Origin of the sequence: Aeromonas sp. (genome assembly GCF_050633025.1) — a bacterium.
GTDB lineage: Bacteria > Pseudomonadota > Gammaproteobacteria > Enterobacterales > Aeromonadaceae > Aeromonas.
Map to the genome: position 1 here is coordinate 1 of NZ_JBODRQ010000044.1, position 26,125 is coordinate 26,125.

The window sequence follows — 26,125 nt, forward strand, 5'->3', positions numbered from 1 at the left end:
CCATACAAATCCAAAACTCTCTTCATCCATATAAGCTCTCTTTTCACCACAGTCTTGCACTTAATAGATAATGGATAAAAATGTAATACTTCAGGTCCAGCGATATGAACATGACGAAGCTTATCCATCCACCCTAATTCCTCCACCCGTTTAACCTCATGTTCAATTAAAGGCGGGAGGTCAGTGACTTTACAAAAAATACTTTTAAATTGCTCCATCATCACTTTTGATGCCGGAACCCACCACTCACTACTATGCTTCACCACCATCCCTTTAACCCTGTCATAGTTTCCTATACTATCGACAGCATTCTCCAGTTTTTTAACTGTAAGTTCATCATCTTTCAACTCTTTATCATCTGAAGCATGACGATACAGGTTCAGGAAAAATGGGGGGATTTTAGCAGGATCCAGGGCACCATCACTATCAGAGCCATCAATCAGCGTGAAGCCTTTATCCTTCCACTCTTTGCTACTAACTACTGCCTCTGCTCGTGGATCGTCGCTAAACAGCTCAAGGTGGACCATGTGCTTGCTCGACATTCCCCCTTCGGTAGAAGTTGGCGCTTCGTACATTCCTAGATAGCCAATAGTCTCGCCAGCACGAATTGGTACTGGTGTTGGCAATTCATGCAGCTTACCCAAGTGAGTAGGCTCTTGGCGCTTAATCTCAATATTCTCTTCTTCTACACATAACCAAACAGGGCGACCAAGAGGCTGTACGACACAACGAGCCATTCGCCGCGCTCTACCGCGAACTTCCTGCCACTCGCACCTATGTGCATCAAAGCTGATCAGACTTCCGGCTGGTACACTAAAAACACTGTCACCAGCTACATAATGTCCTGTTTTCCCTTTTTGAGCTTTGGGGTCGGCACGACCAACCATATCTTCTTTCACACGAGCTTCTATTTTGTCATATACCCACATAGGTCTAACAATGTTGCCAACTTTCTCTATCGCGCTTGGGTCTTGTGCCATCCAAAGGCTATCCATTCCTTTTGTGGCTAAAACCTCTTTGCTACTAGCACCATTACTCAGTACCTTTATACGAGCAAATTCGAATTCCCCTTGACCTGTTACATAACCACGTTGTGCAGTAACACCTTCGACAAGTTCGAATTCCTCTCCCGCTTTCAAGGTTAGTGCGGGAGGTTGGTAATCATGATTCGGTACACTATGGCGCACCCGCCATCCCTTTTTTAACCGATAGCGGTTGTTTTTTGGCCATTTATCCCAAGGACATAAATGCATATATAGTGTGTAATAGGCAAACCCATTATCTTCTGCACTCCCCCCCTTTTCAGAACCGTTCTCCTTCTGCGTAGAACCTTTATTTTCCTCAGCTGATTTTGGTTGTTTGAAATGATGGCGAACCAAGCAAAAAGAATTGGAATAGCGATATTCCTGCCCCTTAAAATTGCTGACAAGATAGTCAGGCATCATTCGGAAAGCTACAACCTCACCATCAGCCATACAGCGAACAGGATGTATATCTTTGACCCAAGGAGCTTTTTTACTACTAATATGGATGCCACCATGCCAAGTGTTAAGACCCAATAGATAGTTAGCCTCACTTCCTAAAAGAGACGCTAATGACTTGGCATCTTTGAACTCCTTTCCATCCGATTGAGTAATAGGTAAACAAGGGGATGCGGGAAGAATGATATCTCTGACTTTACTACTAGCAATGTCTTTATTAATCCACCACTCTTGAGGGTTGACAATTTTTCCAGAGGAATCTTTTATCTGATAATGAATATGCATTGCATATTGATTTTCCTTTTGTGGTCCTCTGCCGCCCATTCTTCCAATCTGGGTAACCCCAGCTTTAACTGACTCCCCCTCTCTGACATTTTGCGATTGCAGGTGGAGAATCTCATGACTAAAACCTTTATTGTCCAGTATTTTTACTGTGCCAAATAAACCACCTGAATATGAAATCGTACCATCAACGGGTGAAAAGGCTGCGGGATGTTGCATATTAACCCCCGTCTGCCCACCTATATAATTGAAATCAACACCTTTATGTGGCCCTGATGCTCTTTTTTCACCAAAAGGGGCTGTGATATGTGGCTTTTTTCCATCGCGAGGAGGAAGTATCAAATTCATGGCAATATCAAAAGACATATTTACCTCCGCCTACATCGAATGGTCAGTTATTTTTACAAGATACCAACACTTGTCCTTTTCGGAAAAAGACAAGGATACTTGATAACCGGCATCATTCCCATTGATATCAATCACTAAATTATTCTTGTCGATTTTCACCTCTCTTTCCCCATCATTCCCTTTACTACTTACAATAGGAAAATCTGACAATTTAAAAAAGCGAGACTCTTTTACCTCTTTAACATCATCATCCAAATCTTGATAAAAAACAATATTAACAGGCTTCATTGTATATCTAGTTTGAACTTCAACATCATTAATGAAGATTCGAGAAAATTTATCGAAGTCGCCAGCGGGACAAGACTCCGCAGCGCATCGGAACGAGATGAAAATAAATATAAGCAGCTTAAATATTTGTGGGATTTTCATGAAAACTCCAGACTTAAAAATTTAAATAATAAATTTTAAAAGACATTTTAACCCTATCGCCCTGAAAAACTGACTTTTGCTAGGTTTTTCTCTTCTTTCAAGAGCGCCTCCATAGCCTTCTCGGTGGCAATCGCCTTGACCAGTTCAACCAGTTCCGGGGCTTTGACCACCCCCACCCCTTTGGGAGTAACAGGTGCTTGGCCTGCCCAGCCAGAGCCAGAACCCGGGCTACCGCCGGCATTGAGATTCATGCTCGGCCCCACCAGTTTGATGCCGCTTGGGTCTACTTTTACAAAGCTGCTGCCGCCCTTGAGGGTGATCTCGCTGCCCGCCTCCAGCACCAGCTTGTCGCCGACGTGGATATGCACCTCTTCGCCCGCTTCCACCAGCAGGGATTGGCCCAACTTTTGGTGCATCGAGCCATCGACTGTCAGTGAATAATCCGCCTTGATCTGGTCGCGTTTCTCACCGTCAACTGTCAGATGGTCATTACCAAGGCTGGTGCCGCCATCTTTGTAAGCAACCTGTCTAATCCGGGTCACCCGCTCGTTGTCGATATTACGGTGTTCGTCGTGCTTGATGTGCCATGCCGCATCGTGCTGAATAAGTACGTTCAGGTCTTTCTGACCATGAATGTAAATCTCTTCCTGTCCCGCCTGGTCTTCGAAACGCAGCTCGTTAAAGCCCTCGCCCTGATGGGTTTCGGTGCGCAGCACGGTGCGAGTCTTGTTGGCTGGCAGCTCATACGGCGGCCGGTTGGTGGCGTGGTAGGTGCGACCGGTCACGATAGGCTGGTCGGGGTCCCCTTCCAGAAAGCTCACGATGACCTCGTGGCCGATGCGTGGGATGGCCATCATGCCATATTGGCCGCCGGCCCAGCCTTGCGATACTCGTACCCAGCAGGAGCTCTGGTCGTTGGAGCTGCCATATCTGTCCCACGGAAATTGCAGTTTGACCCGGCCATGCTGGTCGCAGTAAATCTCCTCCCCCTCGGGGCCAACCACCATGGCGATTTGCGGGCCATCCACCATCGGCTTATGGGGGGCTTCGGGGCTGCCGATGCGGGCCCGCCAGGTGGTGCTCGCTTTCACCACCCCAAATTCGTTGTGATAGACGGTCGGGCCGCTGCCGCCCTCCTCTTCCAGCGCCTGCGGTTGCTCACCGGTATGGCGAATATGGACGATTTGCCAGTCGGTGTTGAGGCTGCCGTTGGGGTGTTCAGTCAATGAAAAGTGCTGGCCCGGCAGTAAAGCAGCGCTGTTTGATTTGCCACTGCCCGCCACCGCATCGTTACGCAACGCATCGAGCCGGTGCTGGGCAAAGGCCTTGCCGCTGCCGTCCTGCTTGTAGCGGCCCGGATAGTCGAAGTGCGGGTAGGTGTCGCGCTGATGCTCGAGCTCTGCTCCCACCTTCTTGTGGGAGAGGCCGTAAGCCGGGGTCTTGAAGCTGTAGTCTTTCAGCTCCACATCCGAGGGGCGTACCGCTTCACGGTAGTGGAACTGGCGGACATAGGCGCCCTGCTCAAGGCTGCGGTTGCCGAGGTTGAAGAAGAGCGCGGGACCAGCGGTTAACGCTGCGGCATCATCGGCAAAGACAATGCGGTGTTTGCCTTGTTCAAATTCGTGGAAGTAGAACAAGCCCTCTTCGGCGGCGAGGCGGTTAACGAAATCGAGGTCTGTTTCGCGGTACTGGACGCAGTATTCCCGCTGGGCATGCTCGTTTTTCAGGGCAAAAGCGTAATCGGTGATGCCATGCTCTTGCAGCAAGATGCTGAGGATTTCATCCGGTTTCTGGGCCTGAAAAATGCGTGAGTTCTGGCGCAAGCCCAGTCGCCACAGGGCAGGTTTGACGTTGAGGCTGTAGCGGGTGCGGCGAAAGCCGCTGTCCCCTTGGGCAAACTCGCTCACTACCCCACAGACCCGGCGTTGCAGCTCGCCGTTGTACCACACCAGCAGCTCGCACGGCTGGTCCAGCACATCGCCAAAGTCGATGTCCGGTTGCTGGCTGGCTACCTCCAAGTGGAGGTTAAAGGGGCGGTTCAAGCCCTCATCCAGCTTGAAGCTCGCGACCGCAAAGGTGCTCTCAGCCAGTGCGCCAACCTTGACGGTGAATTGTAATCCTGTGCTCTGTGCCATGACCTTGCTCCTTATCCTGCCTGTCCACTGCCCGAACCAATCACCACGCCACCACAATCCACCGCTGTGCCGGTGACAGCGATAGGCTTGCCGTTCACCAACACAGAGCCAACACCACCGGCAATGGCCCGTGGGTGCGGCGGGTTGTTGGGCTTGTCGTGAGGTTCCAGCGGATCGCCCTGACGAGCCACAGGCTTACCATCGAGGAACACGTCGGGACTGGCAGCTATCACCGGGGTCGGTGGGAAGCCATCGTGGTCGGTGCCAATGTCACCGAGCAGTGCGATAGTCGGGCACATAGTGATTCTCCATATGAGCGGGGATAACGGGTCTGCGCCCTATCCCCACGCCCCTCACGCAACATCAACAGGCTGCAGCGGCAAGCACGGGGCAAAAACAGGCTGCGTCGTGGCAGCACAGAGCGTGCCACTCCCAAAACTCAATGTTTTTTAAATAAAATCAGTGCATTATGCACCAACAGCCGATACAGCAAGTGATTGTGCTGCAAGGTATTGCGCAAAAATGGCAACCTGACTACAAAAGGTTGCCTTTCTGGTTGATCTCACTTTGTTATGCGCAAGATATTGCGCATAACAACACTATCAACTACCAAGATCGCCCTGCTGCAGCTGATAAAGGCGGATGTTGAGCGCTTTCAGATCGCTCTCCAGCCCCTTCAATTCGGCGGCGGTGATGGGCTCCTGCGAAGCCTTCTTCGCCTCCAGCTCGCTCAGACGCAGACTGAACGGCGTTTCCTGCATCAGGTTTTTCTGCACCTCATAAAGCTGGGATTTGAGATAGGAGATGGTCACCGTCTTGCGTTGACGCTCCAGCTCCAGCAGCTGGTCGATCAGCGCATCGACACCGGCACGTGCATCAAGGTAGGTAGGAATGGTGTTGTTATTGCTCCCCTGCTCCACCAGCGCGTTTTGCCACTGCTTGTCCAGCGCCTTGACCGCCAGCGAGTCGGGATAGAGCATCTGCAGTGAATGACGCAGCCCCTCGCTGTAGCGGTACCAGTAGAGTGGTGAGGTCTGCTCCAGCCGATCCAGCTGGGCCTGATAACGCGACACCAGCTCGCTCTCCATCCCCTGCAGGGTCTGCTCCCCCAACACGATGCGCGCCTGGCGAATGTCGTCATAACTCAGGGCCTGCGGCAACGCTGCAGCGGGTTGTTGCAACCGTTGCGCCGCGATGACCTTCTCCTGCTGCTGATGTTGCCAGCCAAGCCATCCCATCATGGGCAAGGCGCAGGTGAGCAGGCCACAGCCAAACCAGAACCAGGCCGGCCGCTGTTTGCGGTGCTGCTCAATCTTGAGCACGGTCGGCTTCATCTGCCCCTTCTCACGCCCCACCAAGATGCTGCCCTGAGGCAGGTGCGGGGTTGCCCCGGCAGAGGCGCCGTGGTCGCTCTCCATGTCGGATTTGAAGAAGACCATCGGCGGGATCTGCAGCTCATCCTTGAGGCCCGGCTCATCGGAGACGATAACAATCTCGGTCTCGTCAAAGAGGTGGGTATAGCCCTCGATAAAGTGGATCAGGTTCTCAACCCGGGGAATGCGGCTCAGACCCGCGTTGTGCAGCTTTTCGCTGATAAGCTGCAGCGCCCGCTCGCAGCGGTAGATCAACCGCTTGTCCTCGTGGCTGATCTGGTACTGGCGGATCACGTCGCTGATGCGGGCAATAAACCAGTCGAGCATCTCGATGCGGGCCCGCTCCTGATGTACCGGTGGCCAGAAACTCTCCCACTGGGTGACGATGAGGTTGGCGAGAAACTCGCACCCTTCGGTAAAGCCGCTAAGCCCCTGAATGCGGGAGCGCGCCAGAGTGAAGTAGATGGCGGTTTGCAGATCCACTCCGTGCTTTTCAAAGATTTGACTGGCGAGCTGATGGATCCTGACCCAATCCACCTCGGGGCGGGAGGCGTGGCTAAGCTTGTTAATCTCGGCGCGCAGCGCCTCGTACTCCGGCAACATTCTGGGGTCACGCCCCACTTTCAATGCCTGCTGGCCTTGTTGATTCAGTGACATATCGGATTCCAAAATGCGGGGGGCATGGCGCCCCCCAACATGATCAATAGAGGGATTCAGGCAAGCTGAACTGGCTGAACAGGCCACCGGTGAAGGGGTTCTGGGCGCTGTCGGTATAGACCCGATAGGTCATGGCCCCCTGATCCACCGGGAAGCGCACATCAAAGGTTGCCTCGTTGACCTGAGTCAGCTCCCCCTTGTCCATCAGGCGGAACATGGCCCAGGGACCGACAAAGCCCTCGCTGCGCGGTGAACGTTCGCGGGCGGCCGGTACCAGGGTGATCTTGCTCTCGGCCCCGTCGCGCATGGTGTTTGGCCACACCAGCGGGATCTTGTTGCGACGGCCGTGGGCATACTCCAGCAACTGGCCATCCAGGTTGAGCACACTACGCCGCTTGTTGGCTGTGAGTTCGATGGGCTCGAGGGCAAATTGCACCTCCAGATTGCCCTGCTGGCTGAAGAAGATCTGGCGGATCCGCGCAGCGCGATCCAGCTGTTTGATAAGCTCAGCCTGAATGGGTGAGCTCAGTTCTCCCTCCATCAAGCCCCCCTCCACCATGGGTTTCAGGTTGACCTGATAGAAGCTGTCCAGAGTGCCACCGGGGGCAAAGAAGCGCTCCATCTCGGAGAGCGGCACATCCTTGGCAGAACCCGGGTTGAACGGATAGCGATCTGCCAGTTGGCTGTTGAACGGTGCCAGTACCTTCGCCTGCCACTCCTGATTGAGGGATGACATCGCCAGATCAATCACCAGTTGCGAACTCTGATCCGCCAGTTGACCCACCCAGCGATTGAGCGGCTCGGGCAGACCACGAGCATATTGCTGCAATGCAAAGACCGGATCGGCGTACTTGTTGGTCAAACGCAGTTGCACCGCCTTGAGGGCTGACTGCCCCGGCTCGGTGGCATTGACGATTAGCTCCATATAGTGCTGCAACTCAACCAGTTTCTGATTCACCTCAGAAAGCAGTGGCCCCTGCTCGCCACGGCCAGTCAATACGCCGTTGGTGGCCATAAATGGGCGGCCAATCCGGGCTGTGATCGCCTGGGCCGGATCCCCTTCCACATCGGAGATCTTGCGAATGCGGGTATTGTCATCCAGCGAGGCCAGTACCCGCTGAAACGGCTGATCGTTGCCAGTGATGGCAGAGAGCACATCGAGCGCCTGCTCGGGGCTGGCAAGGGTCTGCACATCCAGATTGGTCAGCAATTTTTGCCACTGATTGACATAATCGGTGACATAACGGTCGTTGACCTGACGGGTGATCTCCTTGCGATCTGCCTCGCTCAGCTGACTCAGCTTGCGCTGGCCCAGCACCCAGGCATCCATGGCGGTGAGATCGATCAGCGCCTTGTCCTGCTTGAGGAAGAAGTCACTGAACCCGGGCCAGGTCAGCAAACTCGGCACCTGACCAGCGCTCTCGTTGCGCAGGGCAAACACGGTGTCGAAGGTGGGGCCCACCTCGTCACGGACATTGAGATCCGGCGGCAACACATCACCCGCCTTCACCACCAGATTCTGATAGACCCGCTGATACATGGGCAATTTGCCCAGTTCACGCTGGGCGCCATACACCGGCTCCTTGAATGGCACAAATACCGTGATGGCGGCCTGATCCCGAGCGGCGCGAGCAGCGTGCCAGTCGGTGTGATCGAGGGCATAGTCAAGATGTCCCATCAACTGCTCCTGCACCGCCCCCTGCCCCGGGAACGCTTTCTGCCAGCGGCTGGCCATGTACTGCTCCACCAGCTCCTTGTTGCGACCGGAGGCATCATCAAGCATCCGCATCACCCGCAGGATGGAGAGTTTCTCCTCACTGCCAGCCGGTGCCCGGTTGAGATCCTCCAGCAGCCCCTGCATCTGGGCAGGCATGAAGCGCAAGTTCAGCAGTTGCAGGTAGGAACCTTCCACATAAGGGCCTATTTCGCTCCCCTGATAGAGGCCGAGATCGGCCACCAGCGGCATGCGCTCGCGGTAGTTGCCAAAAGAGAAGGTCGCCTCGCGAATAAGATTGAGTCGTGGCAACTGGCTGACACCGAAGGCATGTTCATCAGCGACCTCGTTGGTCTCGGTGAACGCTTGCGCCTTGGTCAGTACATTGCGCCCCGCCTCCTCGTTGACCCGGTAGAAGTAGTGCCAGCCACCGATCAAGGCCGCCGAGAAGAGCGACAGGCAACTCAGGCCAATGGCCATCCGGCGACGACGATAGAGGGTATGCAGCCGGTTTTCTCCGGCCAGATGGGCCTCGGGGAAGATGATCGAAGAGAACAACTTGCGCACAAAATAGGTGTTGGACTCCCCGCGCAGGGCGGAGTGAATAGGCTCGGGCAAGCTGTAACGCCGGGAAGCGGCCTGAGCAAAAGCATCGAACGGGACACCTTGCTGATAGACGGAGCTGATATAGACGCCGCGCACCAGCAGTGGTTTGCTCTCTTCAATGGTCAGGGTTTCATCGAGCAGGCTGGTCACATAATCCTTGAGACCCGCCAATTGACGGACAAACGAGAAGAGGGCGTTGCGCTGGGCGGCATCAAGCCGGGCCAGCATCATCTCCGGCAGATTGCGGTTGAGATTGTCGACCCACTGATCCCAGAACAACGCCAGATCCTGCTGCCAGCATTTGCCCTGACTGTTACCGGGGTTGAAGGTCACCCCCAACACGGCGTCACGGGCCTCTTTATCCAGCTGTGCATAGACCACATCAAAGCCACGCAGCATGTCGAGCTTGGTAAAGGTGACATAGAGCGGCAACCGGGTATTCATGGTGGCCGACACCTCCTGCAACCGGGCACGCATCAGCTGGGCATACGCCTTGCGTTCGGCTACGCTGGCCGCGGACAGCCATGCCAGATCCACGGTCAGCACCAGGCCATTGAGCGGCTGCCGACGACGGTGCTCATTGAGCCAGTTCAGTAGATGCAGCCAGAGCCGCTCATGCTTGCGCGCTTGCGGATCCAGCTCGGGCTCGACTTGTGACAACAGTGCACCGGCCGGATCCAGCATCACGGCTTGCTCCCCCAGCCAGCAATCGACCAGCTGGCCTTGCGCCACGTCCCGCAGTTCGGTATCGAGTCTGGGATTGAGCTTGTTGGCAGGGTTGGCGCGGTGGATCAGGCTGCTCTTGCCGCTGCCGGGCAGACCCAGCACCAGATACCAGGGCATGGCGTAGAGCGCCCCCTTGCCAAGGTGTTCATTCAAGGCTTGCAACCAACGCTCGAGGAACAGCGCCTGTTTGTCGATAAGCCCTTTGACCGGATCCTGTTCCAGCAGCACCTCATGCTGGCGCTCGGCCTTGAGCTGCTTCATCTTGCGCCATACCCGCCAGGAGAGTACCCCCAGCAGCAACCAGAGCCAGAGCAGGGTAAACACCACCCGCCCCCACAAGGGTTCGAATGGCTTGGCATCACGGATCTCGATGCGAGGCCCCAGCCACCACACCAGGATCAGGGCGACAACCCACAGCACCACACCGAGCAGGGGCCAGGAGGGTTTCAGTTTCGGCAGCTGTTGCCGCAGAAAGGTAAAGATGGTTTTGAACATAAAATGTGATCCAACTCCGACTCAATGACTCATTTCGGCACTTATTTCGGCAAATGGGTGGCATAGGGGGCCAGGCGGCTGACCAACCCGGGCTCCCACTGCGACAACCCGAGGCGATCTGCCTCTTGCCACAAGTGTTGATATTGCTGGCGCGCAAGCGCCTCCATGCCTTCCTGCTCCAACAACTCCGCCTGCACCAGCAAGGCATGGAAACGGGCTCTTGGCTCTTTCATCTGTGCCATCCGCTCATCAAGCAGGGCGAGCGCGGCGGCAATCCCCTGCTCCCCATGACGCAAGGCGACCTCCTCGGCCAGCTCGGCCTGTCCGCTGCCGCCCCCACTGCTCTTGGCAGGCTGCAACCAGCGGCTGCACTCGGGGGAGAGAAACGGGGAACCATCGCTGAAGGTGAGATCCCGCAGCGCTGGCAGGCGCTGCAAAAACGCATCCAGCTCCGCCATGATCGCCTGCGCCACCGCGCCATATCCCAGCTTCTGGGCCACCTCGGCCGAGAGCCTGTGCCCCTCGAACCAGTAAGGGGCCAGCGTCAGGCTCTGCTCGATGCGCTGCCAAAGCGCTAAATCTGGCGTGCCCATGGCGGCGCGATACTCATCCACCATGTCTGCCGACATGGAGGCCAGCTGGGTTTTATTCCCCTGTGCCGTTATCGGCGGGGTGGTGATGCCGGCCCAGATGGCGTGACGACGCAGCCGATAACCGATCGCCGCCTCCGGCTGGCGCTCAATCAGCAGCTCCGCCACCTTGAGCTGGGTCTGTCGCCAGGCCCGATCGTTGGAGCTATCAATCTCGACCCCGGAGCCCTTGTTGCTGCCACTGAGCACCATAGTGCCCGCTATACCACTCGCACTGGCGGTGGCTGCAGCAGTGCTGCTTGCAGGTTGACCTCCGGCATCTGCCTGGGCCTGGGCAACCTGTTGTCGCTGGGCCCGCTTCAACCCCATCACCAGAGGATCCAGCAGTTCTCCCTTGTCAGGGCACTGGGCCAGCCAGACGGTCTCTAGCTGTTCTGCCTGCGCCAGCAACTGCGCCAGTTCCGCCGCCGAGGCGCTTTCGCTCACCCTCGGCAGGGCCCCCTCGAAGCGCTTGATGATCTGCACCATCAATCGCTGCTTCTGGGTCGCATTCCCGGGCCAGGCCAACAGCCAGTAAGCCTTGATCCAGGCTTCCAGCAAACTGAACGCCGCCCCCATCGGGGTCGCCTTGGCGGGGTGCTGCAGGCAGCGCAAAAGCTGTGCCAGCACCCGCATATCCTTGGTACGGCTCTCAAGCAACCCCAGACAGGCTTCGGCTACCGCATTGAGATCAACCTGGCTGTGGGCAAGGGAGCCCAACTTGACCAGCTCGGTCTCTACATAGTCCCAGCGAGGCTCATCGGCCAGCACGGCCCCTTTGATCTGTGCATCCGGCAAGCTGGTGAGCAGACGGCTACACCAGGGGTGTTGATAGCTCATATATCCCCCTACCAGCGACACTGTTGGCGCACCGGTATCAGCGCCTCTTTCAGGCCGCTGAGATCGACCCGCAGCAAGGCGCCGTTGGCCGCCTGAACCTGCAATTCACGATGACCGATCCAGCGCTTGAGCTCCTCTATGGCGGGCAGACCGCGGCCATATTCGAGCAGCCATCCCTGATCCCGGATAAACCAGCTCTGACTGCTGCGAGTTGCTTGTCCATCCAGCGTGACCTCGACTCTCTCCCCGCGCCACGGCGCATCCAGCCGCAAGCGAATATGGGTGATGCTGTTGACACAACCTATCGCCAGGGTGGCACCGCGCAGGGCCGGACGGGTCAATACCGCCGTGCCGCTCTCCTCATCTTGTCGCAACAGGAAGGGTGAGCTATCCGGCACTCGGGCCAACTCCTGGTCCGCTATCGCAAGCCAGGCCGGAGACTTGGTGCTCTCCTTGCTACCTGATGGCGTCGCCTCATTACCAAGATCGTCATAGCAGGCGAGCCGGATCAGAGGGGATGGCTCGCGACGACACGCTTGCCACGCCGCCATATCGAGGGGAGGCACCGCATTGCCGGTCGCCAGCAGCAGGGGCAACAAACCCATGATGCTCATCAGTTCACCTCCAGTTTCTGGCACTTGTGATCCAGGGTGCGCTTGGGAATATTGAGGCTCTCGGCCACCAGCATGCGATTGCCCTGAAAGTAGCGCAGGCGCGCTTCAATCACCGACGCCTCGTACTGCTGCATGGCCCGGCGCAGATCGCGGATATGGTTGTAATCATCCAGCGCATCGGGCAGCTCGGCACAGACCCGATCCCGCAGCTCCGGCGGCAAGGCGCCAAGCCCCACCTCTTCACCATGACGGGTATGGGCACAGGCCACCTCCAGCAGATTGCGCAGTTCGCGCACGTTACCGGGGAAATCGTAACTTTGCAGTTGCTTGAGGAACTTGCGCTGCAAACCAGCCAGTCCCTTGTCATCCTGCGCGGCAAACTGGGCCATGAAGTGCTGGCAGAGCAGGGGCACATCCTCGATATGCTCGCGCAAGGGGGCGATCAGCAGCAGACACTGGCAGAGACGGTGGTAGAGGTCAGCACGGAACCGCCCCTCCTCCACATGGCGGGTCAGCGGCTGATGAGTGGCCGCGATGAGGCGAAAATCGGAGTGATACTCCTGCTCTGCCCCAAGCGGCCGATAGCTGCGGGTCTCCAGCACCCGTAGCAGCTTGGCCTGCATGGCGGCGGGCATGTCGCCCACTTCGTCGAGAAACAGGGTGCCACCATTGGCTTGCGCCACCAGTCCGGTCTTGTTGGAGAGGGCGCCGGAGAAGGCCCCCTTCTGATAACCGAACAGCTCGCTCTCAATGAGATTCTCGGGAATGGCGGCGCAGTTGATGGCGACGAACGGCTTGGCGGCACGCTCGGAGCACTGATGAACCAAGCGGGCGACCACCTCCTTGCCACTGCCGGTCTCTCCCTGAATAAGCACGGTCAGCTTGTGCTGGCCCGCCTGGGCGATCTGCCCGCGCAAGCCGCGGATCACCGCCGACTGGCCAACCAGCTGATCCCCCAGCAACTTCTCGTGCTGGCGCTGGCGCTCCCCCTCGCCCTTGATCTGACGCAGGGAGTCGCGCAGCACGTTCTGATCCCGACGGCTACGCCCCAGCTCGCGGATCAGAGTGAGCTGGTTGCAAAAGACCTGCGCCAGACTGGCCAGCTCGGGGCGAGCCGCCCACTCCTGCAACACATCGCCACTGTCCATCATCGCCAGCACGGCAAACGGCTTGCCGTTGCCATCATTGAGCGGAAAGGCGTGCAGGCCGCACTGCTGGCCAAGGTTGGCCAGCAGTGCGCGAAAACCGGCGTGCTCAATGCGGGCACCGCCATGGAGGGAATCCCAGGTGCGGGATTGCGCCTTGTGCAGCACATAGGCGAGTGGATGAGAGAAATCATCCACCGCCAGCGCCAGCGCAACCTCCTGCCCCTTGACCCACCCTTTGCACTCCAGCTGGCGGCCGCTCACATCCAGCATGCCAAGCAGCAGTCCTTTGGGCTGGAAGCTGGCATGGAGGGTCGAGCTCCACCAGTGGCAGAGATGTTGTTCATCCCGTTGCGAGGTGAGCGCGAGGGCGAATGCGAGGGCTTGCTCCATGGTCAGCCCTCCACCTCGGCCACAAACTGGTGATCGGCTACCGAGAAGCGCACCCGGTTGATGGGCTCACCGGCCGAAAGGCGCTGCAACAGTTGCAGGGAAACCGGCGGCAACAGGGCGCCATCGATGACGGACTCCAGCATCCGCGCGCCGTTCTCGCTGCGGTTGGCCCGCAGCAGGATCTCCTCGGCCACCTCGCTCTCCAGCACCACCTCGGCACCGAAACGCTCTTTCAGCAGCTTGACCAGCCGGTTGAGTTTGCCACCGACGATCTGCACCAGAGTGTCGTGACCGAGCGGCAGGTAGGGTATCACCTCCATCCGCGCCAACAGAGCCGGTTTGAAGAAGGCGGCAAGCTCCGGATAGAGTGCATCCAGCAGGTCATCAGGCTGCTCGGCATGATCGACGATGGTCTGGAAACCGAGGTTGGAGGTGAGGAAAAAGACCACGTTCTTACAGTCGATGATCCGCCCTTCCCCATCGGCCAGCTCGCCTTTGTCGAACGCCTGATAGAAGAGGTTGAGCACGTCGGGGTGCGCTTTTTCCACCTCATCCAGCAGCACCACCGAGTAGGGTTTCTGCCGAATGGCTTCGGTCAGCACGCCACCCTCGCCAAAGCCGACATAGCCGGGAGGCGAACCGATAAGACGGGAGACGGTGTGCTTCTCCTGATACTCGGACATGTTGATGGTGGTCAGATACTGGCGACCGCCAAACATCAGCTCGGCAATCTGCAATACGGTTTCGGTCTTGCCGACCCCGCTTGGCCCCACCAGCAGGAAGGCGCCCAGCGGACGGCCTGGACGACGCAAATCGGCGCGGGCGGTCAGCAGGTGTTTGTGCAGATGGGCCACCGCCACATCCTGCCCCTTGATGAGCTCGCCAAGATACTCCGGCAGACGGGTCACCACATCGAGCTCCCCTTGGGAGATGCGATTAAGCGGCACTCCGGTCCACTCGGCGATCACCGCTGCGATCTGGGTCTTGTCGACATGGGCAGAGACCAGCACCTCACCCTGTTGCAGCTCGGCCAGCTCGCGCTCGAGACCTGCCAGCTGCTCGGCAGCCGCTTGCGGATCGAGCGGCGCATCGGCGAGATCCAGCGCTTCTCTGGCCAGCATTTCATCCTGCTGATCGGCCAGCAGGGCGGCACGCAGCTCGACAATCCGATGCACCAATCCCTGCTGTTGCTGCCACTGTGCTTCCTGATCACGCAGAGTGTCACGGCAGGTCTGCTGGGCCGCTTTCAGTTCTGTGAGTCGCTCATCGTTGTCACCCAGACCGATCAAGCTCTGACGCTCCAGCTGACGGATCTCCAGCTCACGCTGGCGCAGTTCGTTTTGCAGGTGGCTGACCGCGCGCGGCGGCGTGGTCAGGTTAATGGCTACCCGGGCACAGGCGGTATCGAGTACATCGATCGCCTTGTCCGGCAGTTGACGACCGGAGATGTAACGGGCGGAGAGCTGGGCGGCGGCTTGCAGCGCCTCCTCATCGATCAGCACCCCATGGGCCTTTTCGTAGATGCTGCGCAGACCGCGCAGGATCACGGTGGCTTCATCTGCATTAGGCTCACCCACTTTCACCAGCTGGAAACGACGCGACAGGGCGGCATCTTTTTCCACGTATTTCTTGTACTCACCCCAGGTGGTAGCGGCGATGGTGCGCAGCTCGCCACGGGCCAGCGCAGGTTTGATGAGGTTGGAGACATCCAGCCCCCCCGCCTGATTGCCCGCCCCGATCAGGGTGTGGGCCTCATCGATAAAGAGGATGACAGGTCGCACGGCGTCCTTGACCTCCTGCATCACCCCCTTGAAACGCTTCTCGAACTCCCCCTTGACCGAGGCACCGGCCTGCATGGCGCCAAGATCCAGGGTCATCAGCTCCACATCGCGCAATTTTTCCGGCACCTGGCCTGCGACGATGCGCAGCGCCAACCCTTCGATCAGGGCACTTTTACCGACACCCGCCTCCCCCACCACGATGGGGTTGTTTTTGCGGCGACGGGAGAGGATGTCGATCATCAGATCGATCTCGTGATCCCGGCAGAGTACCGGATCCAAGGTTCCCTGACGGGCCTGTTCGGTGACATTGACAGTAAAGCGGGCCAGCAGGCTGGCATCGGCGGGCAGCGCGGCCTGAGTAGAAGTACCGTTGGCAGAAACGGTCACTTGGGTCTCGGCAGATTCTTTCACCCACTCGTCGAACTGCTGGCGCAGCAGCTCGCGATTGATGTTGGCAAGCAAACGGGTCACCGAGCCCGGCAAGTAACGCTGGGGAGTCATCAGCAGCACCAGCAGCATGACACCGCTGCGCAGTTGACCATGTTGCAGCTCGGCAGAGGCGAGCAGCCAGCTGTCTTGCAGCCACTCCACCAATAGCGGCGAGAAGGAGGGATAACCCTGACCATAACCGTTATCGGCCGCCGAGGGTTGCAGCAGGCTCTTTAACTCTTCAACCTCAACTTCAGCCCGTTTGAGGATCTGACGCACATCGCTGAGGGGGGTCTCCAGCATCTTGAGCAGCAGGTGCTCGATGCGGATCTCGGCGCCCTGATGATTGACACAGAGGGCCGCAGCCTCCTCCAACATGTGACGGCAGATGGGGTTGAGTCTTTCCACCAGTACCGGTAGCTCTATACGAATCAAGGCGTGCTCTCCTTAAGTATTTATTTTAATAATTCGCCCAGTTGACGCAGTACGTCCTGGGTCTGGTTATTGAGTTGGTGGTGATAGAGGCCAAAGATGATGGCCAGGATCAGCGCGCCGCCCATAAACAGGGTGCGCAGGGAGACTTGCTTGCTCAGCTGGTAGCGAGATGCCTGCTGGCCGAGATCGAGATGAAACACGCTGGGGGCCTCACCGCCACGTTCGAGTGACAGCTGCTTGTGCAGTTGCTTGACGATCCGTTCAAACTCGTCACGGCCCTGGCTCATCACCTTGTAGCGCCCCTCAAAACCGAGGCAAAGGCAGAGATAGATGAACTCCAGGATGTCGCGATAGCGCACCGGATCTTCCTGCAGACGCGATAGCAGCACGAATACCTTCTCGCCCCCCCAGGTCTCGTTGTGAAACCGGGCCAGCAGGGAGTGTTGGGACCATTCGCTCTGGCTGCCCCAGTCGCGCCCCATCACCGCCTCATCGATGAAAGTGCAGAGGATGTAGCGAAACGAGAGGACGACGCCATTCTCGTAACCCTGCGCCATCAGCTCCTGCTCGATGGCCTGGATCTCGGTCACCACCCGTTGATAAAGCTCGGGCACCCGGTCGTAGCGCGACAACAGACGCACCCGCTGCACCAGCCCCAATAGCGGGGTCACCGCATCGATCATCGGGTTGATGCTCTGGCCACGCAGGCGGAACCAGTAGTCCGAATCCATGTCCAGCTGCTCGGCGTGATCGAACAGCAGGTCGCTCAGTTGCTCGTTGTTGATAATGTCCGTGGTCATCTCTGCTTGTTTCCTTGATGCGATCACTGGCTACGGATGGCCCAGAGCTGCATGTCGAGCTCGGGGAAATCACCGGCAATGTGGAAGGCGAGCGTGTTGCTGACCGCCAGCATCTGCCAGGCAGGGCTCTGACGGTCGAGCTGGAAGTAGCTGTAACCGGCGTGATAGGGCAACTGGCGCGGCGCCACCGGCAGCGGCAACAGCGGGATACCGGGCAGCTGCAGGCTGATGAGTTCGCGGATCTTGTCGCTGGAGGCCACCTTGGTCTGCTGCAGCAACTGTTTGCGCAGCTGCTCCTGCGGCATGCGGGCACGCACTGCCAGCACGAAGTCGGCGCTCTGCATCAACTCGCTCTCGTTGACCATGGCCACCATGACGCCGTACTGGTGCTTGCGCAGCTGGATGGAGACGGCACGTGGCGACAGCACGGTACTGAGCGCCTGACGCAGGGCCAACATCACCGGCTCGAAGCTCACCTGCTGATCGTCATGACGATAGGCGGGGAACTCGGGGGGCAGCCGGGACTCGTCGGTAAAGGTCATCAACTCGCCACAGAGCTGCACCAGCGCCTCGTGCAACCGCTCGGGGTGCAGGGTGCCAAGACGCGCCAGATGGGAGAGCTGGGGCTGAGCCCGGTTGAGCAGTTGCAGCATCATGAACTCGGCCACATCTGCCACCCCCTGCTGACCCGGCGCCGCGATGCGCTGGGAGAGGCTGCGAGCCCGCTCGGCCACGAGGCCAGCCGACTCGCCGAGGAAGCGCTTGAGGGTCGGGATGGCAGAGACGCTGATGCTGCAGGGCATGAAGTTGGGATCGAGCACCAGACCGCCGTCCGGACGTTTGTCCAGAATGCGGGCGATGGCGAGGGACGCGTAGGCGCTGCGATCTTCCCGCTCCAGCATCAACCGCAAGCTGACCCGACCCACTTCGAGGGAAACCACATCCCCCCCTTCGCTGTGCAGATCCCGCACATCGTGGCGATGGGCCTGCAAACGGGTGGCGACCTGACCGCCCTGATTGACCTCGTTGACCCCGCTCACCGAGAGCGGCAGCGCCAGATAGACCTTCTGGTTGGCCACCGAGGCATCGGTGATCTCCAGCGGGGTCGGCAGCACATCATCGTTCGGAATGTTGAAGATGGTGCCGTCCGGCAGGATACCGGTGGCTCCCACCAGCGCGATACGGCCAAAGCCGAGGTAATCCTCGTTGATGGCGAGCGACTGCAACCCGTAGAAATAGTCGGACAGCGCGCTCAAACGCGCGTGCAGCGCGTAATCTGAATGTCTCTGTTGTTGCTGGAAGTGCTGGGGCTTGATAAAGAGCCCTTCACGCCAGATAACCCGATTTCGACTCGACATGATTATTCTTCTTCTTTTTGTAGTTCCACTTCATCCAGGCGCAGGTGCACCAGGATTTGATAGGCCGTTCCCTTGCTCTTGACCTTGATGACCTTGCGCCACTCGGCGCTGTCCGGATCGGCGTACCGTGCAATCACGCCGATGTAACGGGTCTTCTCGTCAAGCTTGACGGGAGGCAGGTATTTGAACTGGCCGGGCAGCAGGGTGTAGTCCTGATGATCCAGGTAGTTCTTGCCAAGGGCCTTCTCTACATCCGCCGTCACCTGGTCATAGTCAGTAGCGAGCAGCTTGGAATCTTCCGCCAGCAGCACCACCTGAAACTCAATAGGTGCCGCCTCCCCGCTCTCGTTGGGGTTGACATCAGGCTCTGCCAACAGGCTGAGCCCCAGGGTGGATGGCTGGTCATCGTTGCTCCCCACCTGGATATCCGGGTTCATGGCCACATCGGCCATCTTGCCCATGGTGGTACAACCGGCCAGGGCCAGCAGACAGGCCCCAAACCACAGTGCTCGTATCATCAAATCAGTCCCTGTTGCTGACGCACGGCCTGGTCATACGCCTGGGCGTAGACCTGATGGAACAGCTTGTCGAACCCCTGCTGACGGGCGGAGGTGAGCTCGCGGTAGTAGTGCTGATACATGTTCCAGGCCCAGCCTTCATCGGCCACACCCGGAGCACCGGTACGGCGGTAGTGTTCGAACCGCCCGAGCAGCGCCTCGGGCGAGAAGGCCTGTAATATGCTGTCGAGCGCAGCGCCAATAGCCTGCTGGTTCGCCACGTGGTGAATGCGCACATTGCGCAGACTCTCGGCCACCGCAGCAGGCGCGGTCAGGTGCACCGGGCTCTTCTGCTCGGCAAACATCACCGCCAGGGTCTCGTCATAATCGAGACCAAGGCGCAGCGGGTTGTCCTCGATGGGGCGCAGGTGCTTGTCTGCCAGCGCCGCCTGATCGCTTTGCAGTTGCAGCAACCCCTCCACCATGGCACGTACTGTCTTGCCCATCTCTTCGAGCATGTCGTGGGCTTGCTGGGTGTCTTGCAGCTGCAACGGCTGGCCAAGACCACGCATCAGCGGAGTCAGGGCGACGTGATCAACGCCCTCCAGTGGCTGGAAGTCGGGGTGGTTCTCGATGGTGGGCATATCCAGAAATTCTTGGTTCATGGTGTTCTCGACGGCTGAAAATGGAGCGAGGGATACGGTGTCCATATCCGGTTGAAACTGCGGTTGAGCCTGCAGGCGAGCATCCACCAACGGACTCGGGGCCGCACGCTCCTGCTGCAATGCCAGCAGGGGGTCGACCCCCAGGGCTTGTGGATCATCCAGGGTCTGGGGGTGGTGAGGATCGCTGGCCAGCCACTCATCAAGCTGCTCGGTCGGACGGTTGCCCAGCACCTGCTGCAAGCTCTGCTCGGGGGAGATGGCACCGAGATAGGCTCTCAGGCGAAAAGGGCCGACAATCAGCTCGTCACCCTGCTCGAAGTTGACCTTGCGAGCCCGCCCGATGGGCGAGGTGGCACCATTGATGTAGGTCTGGCCACTGAGATCGCAGAGGCAGAAACGACCGTCATTGAGCTCGACGCGGGCATGGGCTGGCATCACCGCCCCCAACCTGTCTCGCAGTTGCCAGTCATCCTGTTCGGAGGAGCCCAATGTTCCCCCCATCTCGTCGAAGCGATATTGCACCTGCTGGCTGCCGTCGAGCTGCTCGCTGTTGAGCACCACCAGAGATAGTTGCTGGTTAAAGTCGTCCACATTCACTCCTGCACGTATTCCTACACTGAATTTCTGTGCTTATTCCTGTACACAGATCGTCACGAACGGGTCACTCGGCGGTTGGCCAAGAAAGGTACTCCACCCCAGACGGGCACTCTGTTCCTCCCCCAATCTCAGCCCCTTGGCCTGCTCCTGACCGAAGCCAAGCCGCAGATCCCAGGCCAGCTGATCGCGCAAGATGAAGGAGACAAAGGTCACCAGGGCGTGGAAATGCTCCCCGTTCGGGAGAAATCCGAGAAACTGGCTAAAACTCAGATCATTGATTTTCAATAAAAACTTGCCGGCACAATCATTGACCTTGTCACCGATGACGAAGTCATGTCCCAAAGTGGCGCAAGCACCGCCCAAGCGGTTTTGCTGCTCCGGATGGATCGGCACTTTGCGCCACTGCCAGGCACTCACTTCCACATCTGCCAGATCGAAGCAGTGGGCCACCAGACCGGCGACCACCTCGGGAGAGCGGCTGGGGCTGGCTAGCATGCCCGCATAGGAGAGCATCTTGGCGCGGTTGACCGGCAGGCTCTGGCAGACAGCGTCATTGCCAAGCCCCACCAGCGCAAACATCAGGCGGGAGAAACCATCCTCACCGTCGTCCTGAAAACGGACGTGGTAGCGATACTTGCGCCAGATCCGGTGCAGCAGGGTCAACAGGCGGTGGTGGAAGAAATCCAGGAAAAGACCGAGCTTCTGTTCCCCCTGGGCGTACTCCCACGCCAGCGAGTCGAGGTAATACCCCGGCATCGGTGACTGGCTGCCGTGCAGACCCAGAAAGGCCACTTCCAGCTCGTGACGCCCTTTCTCGTCACGACCAATTTGCAGCACGTCGCTGGTGGGAAATCCCAGCGATGCGGTCGCCTTGAAACGAATATTTTCGTCACTCGGCAGGTGGTCGAGACCACGCTCCTGATCGGCACCGTCCAGCCGGTTGAGCAGCTCAACCAGCTGGAAGAAATTAAAACGGGGCGCCTCGTTGGCGGCACTCACATCAGGGAGTGCTGACCGATCTGGACTGGCCACTGATAGCGCTCCTTGTTATCGAGATTGACCACCTCAAGCAGGTGGAAGGCGTTGACGCTGGCATACAGCGAAAAGAAGTGCGCCAGCACTGTGCTGAACAGGTAGAGCTCCCCTTCACTGCCAAAGGCAGACTGACGGATGGCGAGCACCGACTTGAGCCCCCGCACCGGCATGCCGCGCACCAGCCTGTCCACCGGCTTGGTCTCGATCTCCTCGATCCCCGCCAGCCGCTTGCGCGACGCCTGCTCTGCCTGCTTGTCGTGCAAAGCGGGAAAGTCATAGGTGCGCAGCACCTGCACCAGGGCATCCCGGCGCAGCAAGGAGACATAGTTGAGCGACAGGTTGGAAATCAAGGTCCAGTGCAAACTGCCATCCAGTGCCGGGCGCAGCGGCCGGGTGGGCCGGATCAAATTGCGGAAGGTGGCAAACGACGGCGAGCTGCCGGTCGGCACGCAGATGCTGCCGACCTTGAGGCGGGCGGCGCGGGAACGGTTGGTGCAAGTGAGCGTCACCGAGATGGATTCATCCAGATCAACCGTAGTGGTTTCATCCCCCCGCACAAACGAGAGGCTGTGCTCGAAGCCATCACCATTCACCGACTCCCTGACCCGCACCCGGTAATAGAGCGCCAGCCGCTGTTTGGCCCGCTCAATCTGATGCTGAAAACTTTCGAACGGCTGATAGATGCGTGGCGTACCACGGGAGCGGCCCATATTGCCCTCAACCCAGCCTTCAACCTGATCCACCGAGAAAATTTCGAAACTGTCGGCATAGCGATAGCTCGCCTTGAGCGGGTATTCAGCCTGACGGCCATTGAGATTGACCGGCTCGCTATCGTGCTGAAACAGGTTGATGGCCGGCACGCAGTTGAGCATGAAAGAGTCAGGGCGGATCTTGAGTTCCGCTGGCAAAGGCCGGCCGAAACAGAAATGGATTTTGAATTCACCCACCGGCAGCGGCTGTTTGGGCCACTCGCCACCGGAGAGTTCGAAGAATAGAAAGCTCTCCGGGAAGCAGAAATACTCCTGCAAGATCCGGTAGCCGGAGTAAACGTTGTTCGGATAGGGCAACAGCGCATCATCGCGCTCGAAGCCGACTGATTTGAGAGCTTTGGCCTCCTGACGAAAGCGCTTGCCATCGATCTCCAGCTCGATATGGGAGAGCTGGTTGGAGAGCCAGAAGTAGAGCTCATAAGCGGTGTAGCTATCACCACCGAGGAAGAAGCGCAGCTTGTCCAGCTGCAACTCGCTGAGCGGCAGGGGGGCATGCAGCGCAATATCGAGCGAAATGGTCGAGAGATCGTTGCCACTTTGTGCCGTGATCTGGCGCATATCCGCTGGATAGACCCAGGCATCGTGACAAGTCTGAAAATGGCAGGTCACATCATCGATGGGCCGGCTGTCCAGCTGGCAACCCTGCCTGACCAGCGCCGGTTGGGCGATGGCCCCCGGAATGACCGAAAACTGCATGATGGTCATGCTGGGAACGGGACGCAGATAGTTCGGCCAGAGCATATTGAGCAGACCGTGAGTCAGCTCGGGAAACTCGTCCTCGATTTTGGCGCGCAGGTTGCCCGTGAGAAACGCAAAGCCTTCCAGCAGGCGTTCCACATCCGGGTCGGTATTCTGCTCCGACAAAAAACGGGTGAGTTCGGGATAGCTATCGGCAAATTCGCGCCCTTGCAGGCGCAAAAAAGCCAACTCATCCCTGAAGTAATGTTCCAGCGACATTGATCAGACCATGCGGTAGTGACGGTGACTGTCCATATGGACGTTGAACGAGGTAACGTGATCGATATGTTCCAGCCTGACGTGGGCGGTCACCAGAAACGACATCTCGAGCGGGCTCGACTGATAGTCGGGTGAACGTACATCCACATGCACTATCCGCGGTTCATACCGGCGGATGCATTGCCGGATCGCCTCACGGATCCGTCCCTTGATATCCGCACTGCCCTGAGTTGCGTCATTGAGATCAATGACACCAAGATCAGGGGCACTGCGGCAATTGCCGGGACGGGTGTTGAGGATCTGCTCGAGCTGCCGTTTGACAGACTCAACCAGTTCATCAATTTCCGAACGGGGAGAAGGGCTCTGCCCCTCCCCCCGGATACGATCAAACAGGCTGGCCGCATTTCCTCTATCCCAGGAAGAGAGATACGGCATCGGTCATTATTCCTTGTCCAGCCGACCTACCAGAGAGAGCTCGAAGCTCGCCCCCATGTACTTGAAGTGCGGGCGTACAGCCATGGCAACCTGATACCAGCCCGGCTCACCTTCCACATCCAGCACCTTGATCTGGGCGGCACGCAGCGGACGACGGCTACGGACGTCTGCCGGCGGGTTTTCCTGATCGGCAACAAACTGCTTGATCCAACCGTTCAGTTCACGCTCCAGATCCTGACGCTCCTTCCAGGAGCCGATCTGCTCGCGCTGTAACACTTTGATGTAGTGCGCCAGACGGTTGATGATGAACATATACGGCAGCTGGGTACCCAGCTTGTAGTTGGTCTCTGCTTCCTTGCCTTCCTTGGTGTTGGGGAACACCTTGGGTTTTTGCACCGAGTTGGCAGAGAAGAACGCCGCGTTGTCGCTGTCCTTGCGCATGGTCAAGGTGATGAAACCCTCTTCAGAGAGCTCATACTCGCGACGGTCGGTGATGAGCACTTCGGTCGGGATCTTTGCTTGCAGCTGACCCATGGCCTCATAAACGTGCACCGGCAGATCGTGGATGGCACCACCGCTCTGCGGGCCAATAATGTTCGGGCACCAGCGGTACTTGGCAAAGCTGTCGGTCAGGGAGGTGCCCATCAGATAGGCTGTGTTGCCCCACAGGTAGTGATCGTGATCCGAGCTGATATCTTCCTGATAATTGAAACCCTTGATGGGGTTTTCAGTCGGATCATAAGGCAGACGGGCCAGGAAACGTGGTGCAGTCAGCCCCAGATAACGGGCATCTTCCGATTCGCGCAGGGAGCGCCATTTGGTGTAGGCCGGTCCTTCGAACACCGATTTCAGATCCTTGATGGAGGGCAGATCGGTGAAGCTGTCGACGCCGAAGAAGGCGGGGGCGACAGAGGAGATGAAGGGGGCGTGGGCCATGGCACCGACGGCACTGACATACTGCATCAGCTTGATGTCAGGCGAGCTGTGGGTAAAGGCGTAGTCGCCGATCACGGCACCGATCGGCTGGCCGCCGAACTGGCCGTAGCCGGTTGAATAGACATGCTTGTAGAGACCGGACTGGGTGATCTCCGGGGAAAACTCGAAATCTTCCAGCAGCTCTTCCTTGGTAGCGTGCAGCACCTGGATCTTGATGTTTTCACGAAAATCGGTGCGATCTACCAACAGCTTGAGAGAGCGCCAGGAGGATTCCATCTCTTGCAGCTCTTTGGCATGCAGGATGACGTCCATCTGCTTGCTCAGCTTCTTGTCGAGCTCGACAATCATGCTGTCAACCAATGCCTTGTTGACCGGCTCGCTGGTAGTACCGCTGTCCAGAATGTTGGCGATAAGCGCAGCCACACCCTGCTTGGCAACACTGTACCCCTCATCAACCGGTGTGATGCGAGCCTGCGCCATGATTTCGTCCAGCAAAGAGGACGAGGAGGCTGCACCCGCCCCCGCTTGAACCTGTTCTTCGACCAAAGACATGTTTGTTCCTTTCTCGTCAGTCAATACAACCCGCCGATCACTCGGCAGGCTTGATCAAATCCAGCTCTTTGAGCAGTTGCTCACGAGCCTCATCACTGGACAGCAGATCCTGCAAACGATTGCGGAAAGAAGGGATATTGCCCAATGGCCCCTTCAGGGCAACCAGCGCCTCACGCAGTTCAAGCAGCTTACGCAGCTCGGGGACCTGTTGGGCAACACTGTCAGGAGTGAAGTCTTCCAGAGACTGGATTTTGATCGAAACCGGCAGATCGTCCTGGCTGTTCTCTTCCAGACGATTGGGAACAGAAAAGTTCAGTTCCAGTGCAGATTCTTTCATGACGGAAGAAAAGTTGTTTTTGTCGATGGAAACGGTTTGGCGCTCCTCGATCGGCGTTTCTTCGGTACGACCCTTCATATTACCGACCACCATCATAGTCAGCGGAAGTTCAATTTCCGCCTGTTGACCACCGGTTGCCGGTACATATTTGATATTGATACGTTCTTTGGGCGCAACTGTGGCGCCGTCAATTCCTTTTCCCATGCTCTAAATACCAAGTTAAGGGCCAACAAGGCCACAAAGCTTATAGTCAACGCTTTATCCGGCAACTGTAAAAAATGACAGTTGACGGTGCCATCGCTATTTTCGGTGGCAATAGCATCGACCAAGGATGCGTTTTCGATATATCTCAAGCAATTGCCCTAATAATCAAAAACACAATATCAATCTTGTTATCTATACAACCCGATATGCCTCAACTCTTTGTTTGAGGTCATTTTGGCTTAAGATTCATTTGCGCCGCATGGTATATGTCCATATATTGCCAAGTCAACGATTAATTTCTAACAGTCAAGAAAAAAACAATTTAATATGAAATATAAACAAACAAAATCAACACTTTATGCACGGCAGCCAGGATGTTCATTGCACGCATTTATCACGATAAGAAAATAAAAATCATCATCAAAAACTACCCGTCGCAATAGCCTGACTTGCAATCACAAATTTCAAAA

The 26,125-nt window shown here is 57.6% G+C and carries 19 protein-coding genes; all 19 read right to left on the reverse strand.

The features are described from left to right. On the reverse strand, positions 1-2,129 hold a 2,129-nt coding region (locus tag ACRAUW_RS08245; RefSeq protein ID WP_431361892.1), incomplete at its 3' end, for a M23 family metallopeptidase. 12 nt (positions 2,130-2,141) lie between these two features. Next, a complete protein-coding gene (locus tag ACRAUW_RS08250; RefSeq protein WP_431361893.1) occupies positions 2,142-2,540 on the reverse strand; it encodes a hypothetical protein in 399 nt (132 codons plus the stop codon). Between the two features lie 53 nt (positions 2,541-2,593). Beyond that, positions 2,594-4,675, reverse strand: a complete 2,082-nt coding sequence (locus ACRAUW_RS08255; RefSeq protein WP_431361894.1) for a type VI secretion system tip protein VgrG — start codon at positions 4,673-4,675, stop codon at positions 2,594-2,596. Between the two features lie 11 nt (positions 4,676-4,686). After that, a complete protein-coding gene (locus tag ACRAUW_RS08260; protein WP_431361895.1) occupies positions 4,687-4,974 on the reverse strand; it encodes a type VI secretion system PAAR protein in 288 nt (95 codons plus the stop codon). Positions 4,975-5,277: 303 nt separating this feature from the next. Next, positions 5,278-6,705, reverse strand: a complete 1,428-nt coding sequence (locus ACRAUW_RS08265; RefSeq protein ID WP_431361896.1) for a VasL domain-containing protein — start codon at positions 6,703-6,705, stop codon at positions 5,278-5,280. 43 nt (positions 6,706-6,748) lie between these two features. Further along, positions 6,749-10,246, reverse strand: a complete 3,498-nt coding sequence (gene tssM, locus ACRAUW_RS08270) for a type VI secretion system membrane subunit TssM (protein ID WP_431361897.1) — start codon at positions 10,244-10,246, stop codon at positions 6,749-6,751. A gap of 41 nt (positions 10,247-10,287) precedes the next feature. Continuing rightward, positions 10,288-11,715 carry a type VI secretion system protein TssA gene (gene tssA / locus ACRAUW_RS08275; RefSeq protein ID WP_431361898.1) on the reverse strand — a complete coding sequence of 476 codons (1,428 nt, stop codon included), beginning with the start codon at positions 11,713-11,715 and terminating at the stop codon, positions 10,288-10,290. An 8-nt stretch (positions 11,716-11,723) separates the two neighbouring features. Then, the gene (vasI, locus tag ACRAUW_RS08280; protein WP_431361899.1) at positions 11,724-12,329 is read right to left on the reverse strand and encodes a type VI secretion system-associated protein VasI; all 606 of its coding nucleotides are present in this window, start codon (positions 12,327-12,329) and stop codon (positions 11,724-11,726) included. After that, positions 12,329-13,867 carry a sigma-54 interaction domain-containing protein gene (locus ACRAUW_RS08285; protein ID WP_431361900.1) on the reverse strand — a complete coding sequence of 513 codons (1,539 nt, stop codon included), beginning with the start codon at positions 13,865-13,867 and terminating at the stop codon, positions 12,329-12,331. The genes vasI and ACRAUW_RS08285 overlap by 1 nt, the downstream gene beginning before the upstream one ends. 2 nt (positions 13,868-13,869) lie before the next feature. After that, positions 13,870-16,512 carry a type VI secretion system ATPase TssH gene (gene tssH, locus ACRAUW_RS08290; protein WP_431361901.1) on the reverse strand — a complete coding sequence of 881 codons (2,643 nt, stop codon included), beginning with the start codon at positions 16,510-16,512 and terminating at the stop codon, positions 13,870-13,872. 20 nt (positions 16,513-16,532) lie between these two features. After that, a complete protein-coding gene (gene icmH / locus ACRAUW_RS08295) occupies positions 16,533-17,312 on the reverse strand; it encodes a type IVB secretion system protein IcmH/DotU (protein WP_431361902.1) in 780 nt (259 codons plus the stop codon). Between the two features lie 23 nt (positions 17,313-17,335). Then, the gene (tssK, locus tag ACRAUW_RS08300) at positions 17,336-18,670 is read right to left on the reverse strand and encodes a type VI secretion system baseplate subunit TssK (protein ID WP_431361903.1); all 1,335 of its coding nucleotides are present in this window, start codon (positions 18,668-18,670) and stop codon (positions 17,336-17,338) included. A gap of 2 nt (positions 18,671-18,672) precedes the next feature. Then, on the reverse strand, positions 18,673-19,188 hold the full coding sequence (gene tssJ, locus ACRAUW_RS08305; RefSeq protein ID WP_019444945.1) for a type VI secretion system lipoprotein TssJ: 516 nt from the start codon (positions 19,186-19,188) through the stop codon (positions 18,673-18,675). Beyond that, the gene (gene tagH, locus ACRAUW_RS08310; RefSeq protein WP_431361904.1) at positions 19,188-20,423 is read right to left on the reverse strand and encodes a type VI secretion system-associated FHA domain protein TagH; all 1,236 of its coding nucleotides are present in this window, start codon (positions 20,421-20,423) and stop codon (positions 19,188-19,190) included. Before tagH ends, tssJ begins: the two co-directional genes overlap by 1 nt. A 39-nt stretch (positions 20,424-20,462) precedes the next feature. After that, positions 20,463-21,461, reverse strand: coding sequence for a type VI secretion system baseplate subunit TssG (gene tssG, locus ACRAUW_RS08315; RefSeq protein ID WP_042053054.1), 999 nt, complete (start codon positions 21,459-21,461; stop codon positions 20,463-20,465). Beyond that, positions 21,425-23,191, reverse strand: a complete 1,767-nt coding sequence (gene tssF, locus ACRAUW_RS08320) for a type VI secretion system baseplate subunit TssF (RefSeq protein ID WP_431361905.1) — start codon at positions 23,189-23,191, stop codon at positions 21,425-21,427. The genes tssG and tssF overlap by 37 nt, the downstream gene beginning before the upstream one ends. A gap of 3 nt (positions 23,192-23,194) precedes the next feature. Further along, positions 23,195-23,626 (reverse strand): type VI secretion system baseplate subunit TssE, encoded by a 432-nt coding sequence (gene tssE / locus ACRAUW_RS08325; protein WP_431361906.1) that lies wholly within the window; start codon positions 23,624-23,626, stop codon positions 23,195-23,197. Positions 23,627-23,632: 6 nt separating this feature from the next. Next, complete coding sequence (gene tssC / locus ACRAUW_RS08330) at positions 23,633-25,114, reverse strand: type VI secretion system contractile sheath large subunit (RefSeq protein ID WP_431361907.1); 1,482 nt, start codon at positions 25,112-25,114, stop codon at positions 23,633-23,635. Positions 25,115-25,151: 37 nt separating this feature from the next. Continuing rightward, on the reverse strand, positions 25,152-25,655 hold the full coding sequence (gene tssB, locus ACRAUW_RS08335) for a type VI secretion system contractile sheath small subunit (protein WP_058057353.1): 504 nt from the start codon (positions 25,653-25,655) through the stop codon (positions 25,152-25,154). Positions 25,656-26,125: the final 470 nt, after the last annotated feature.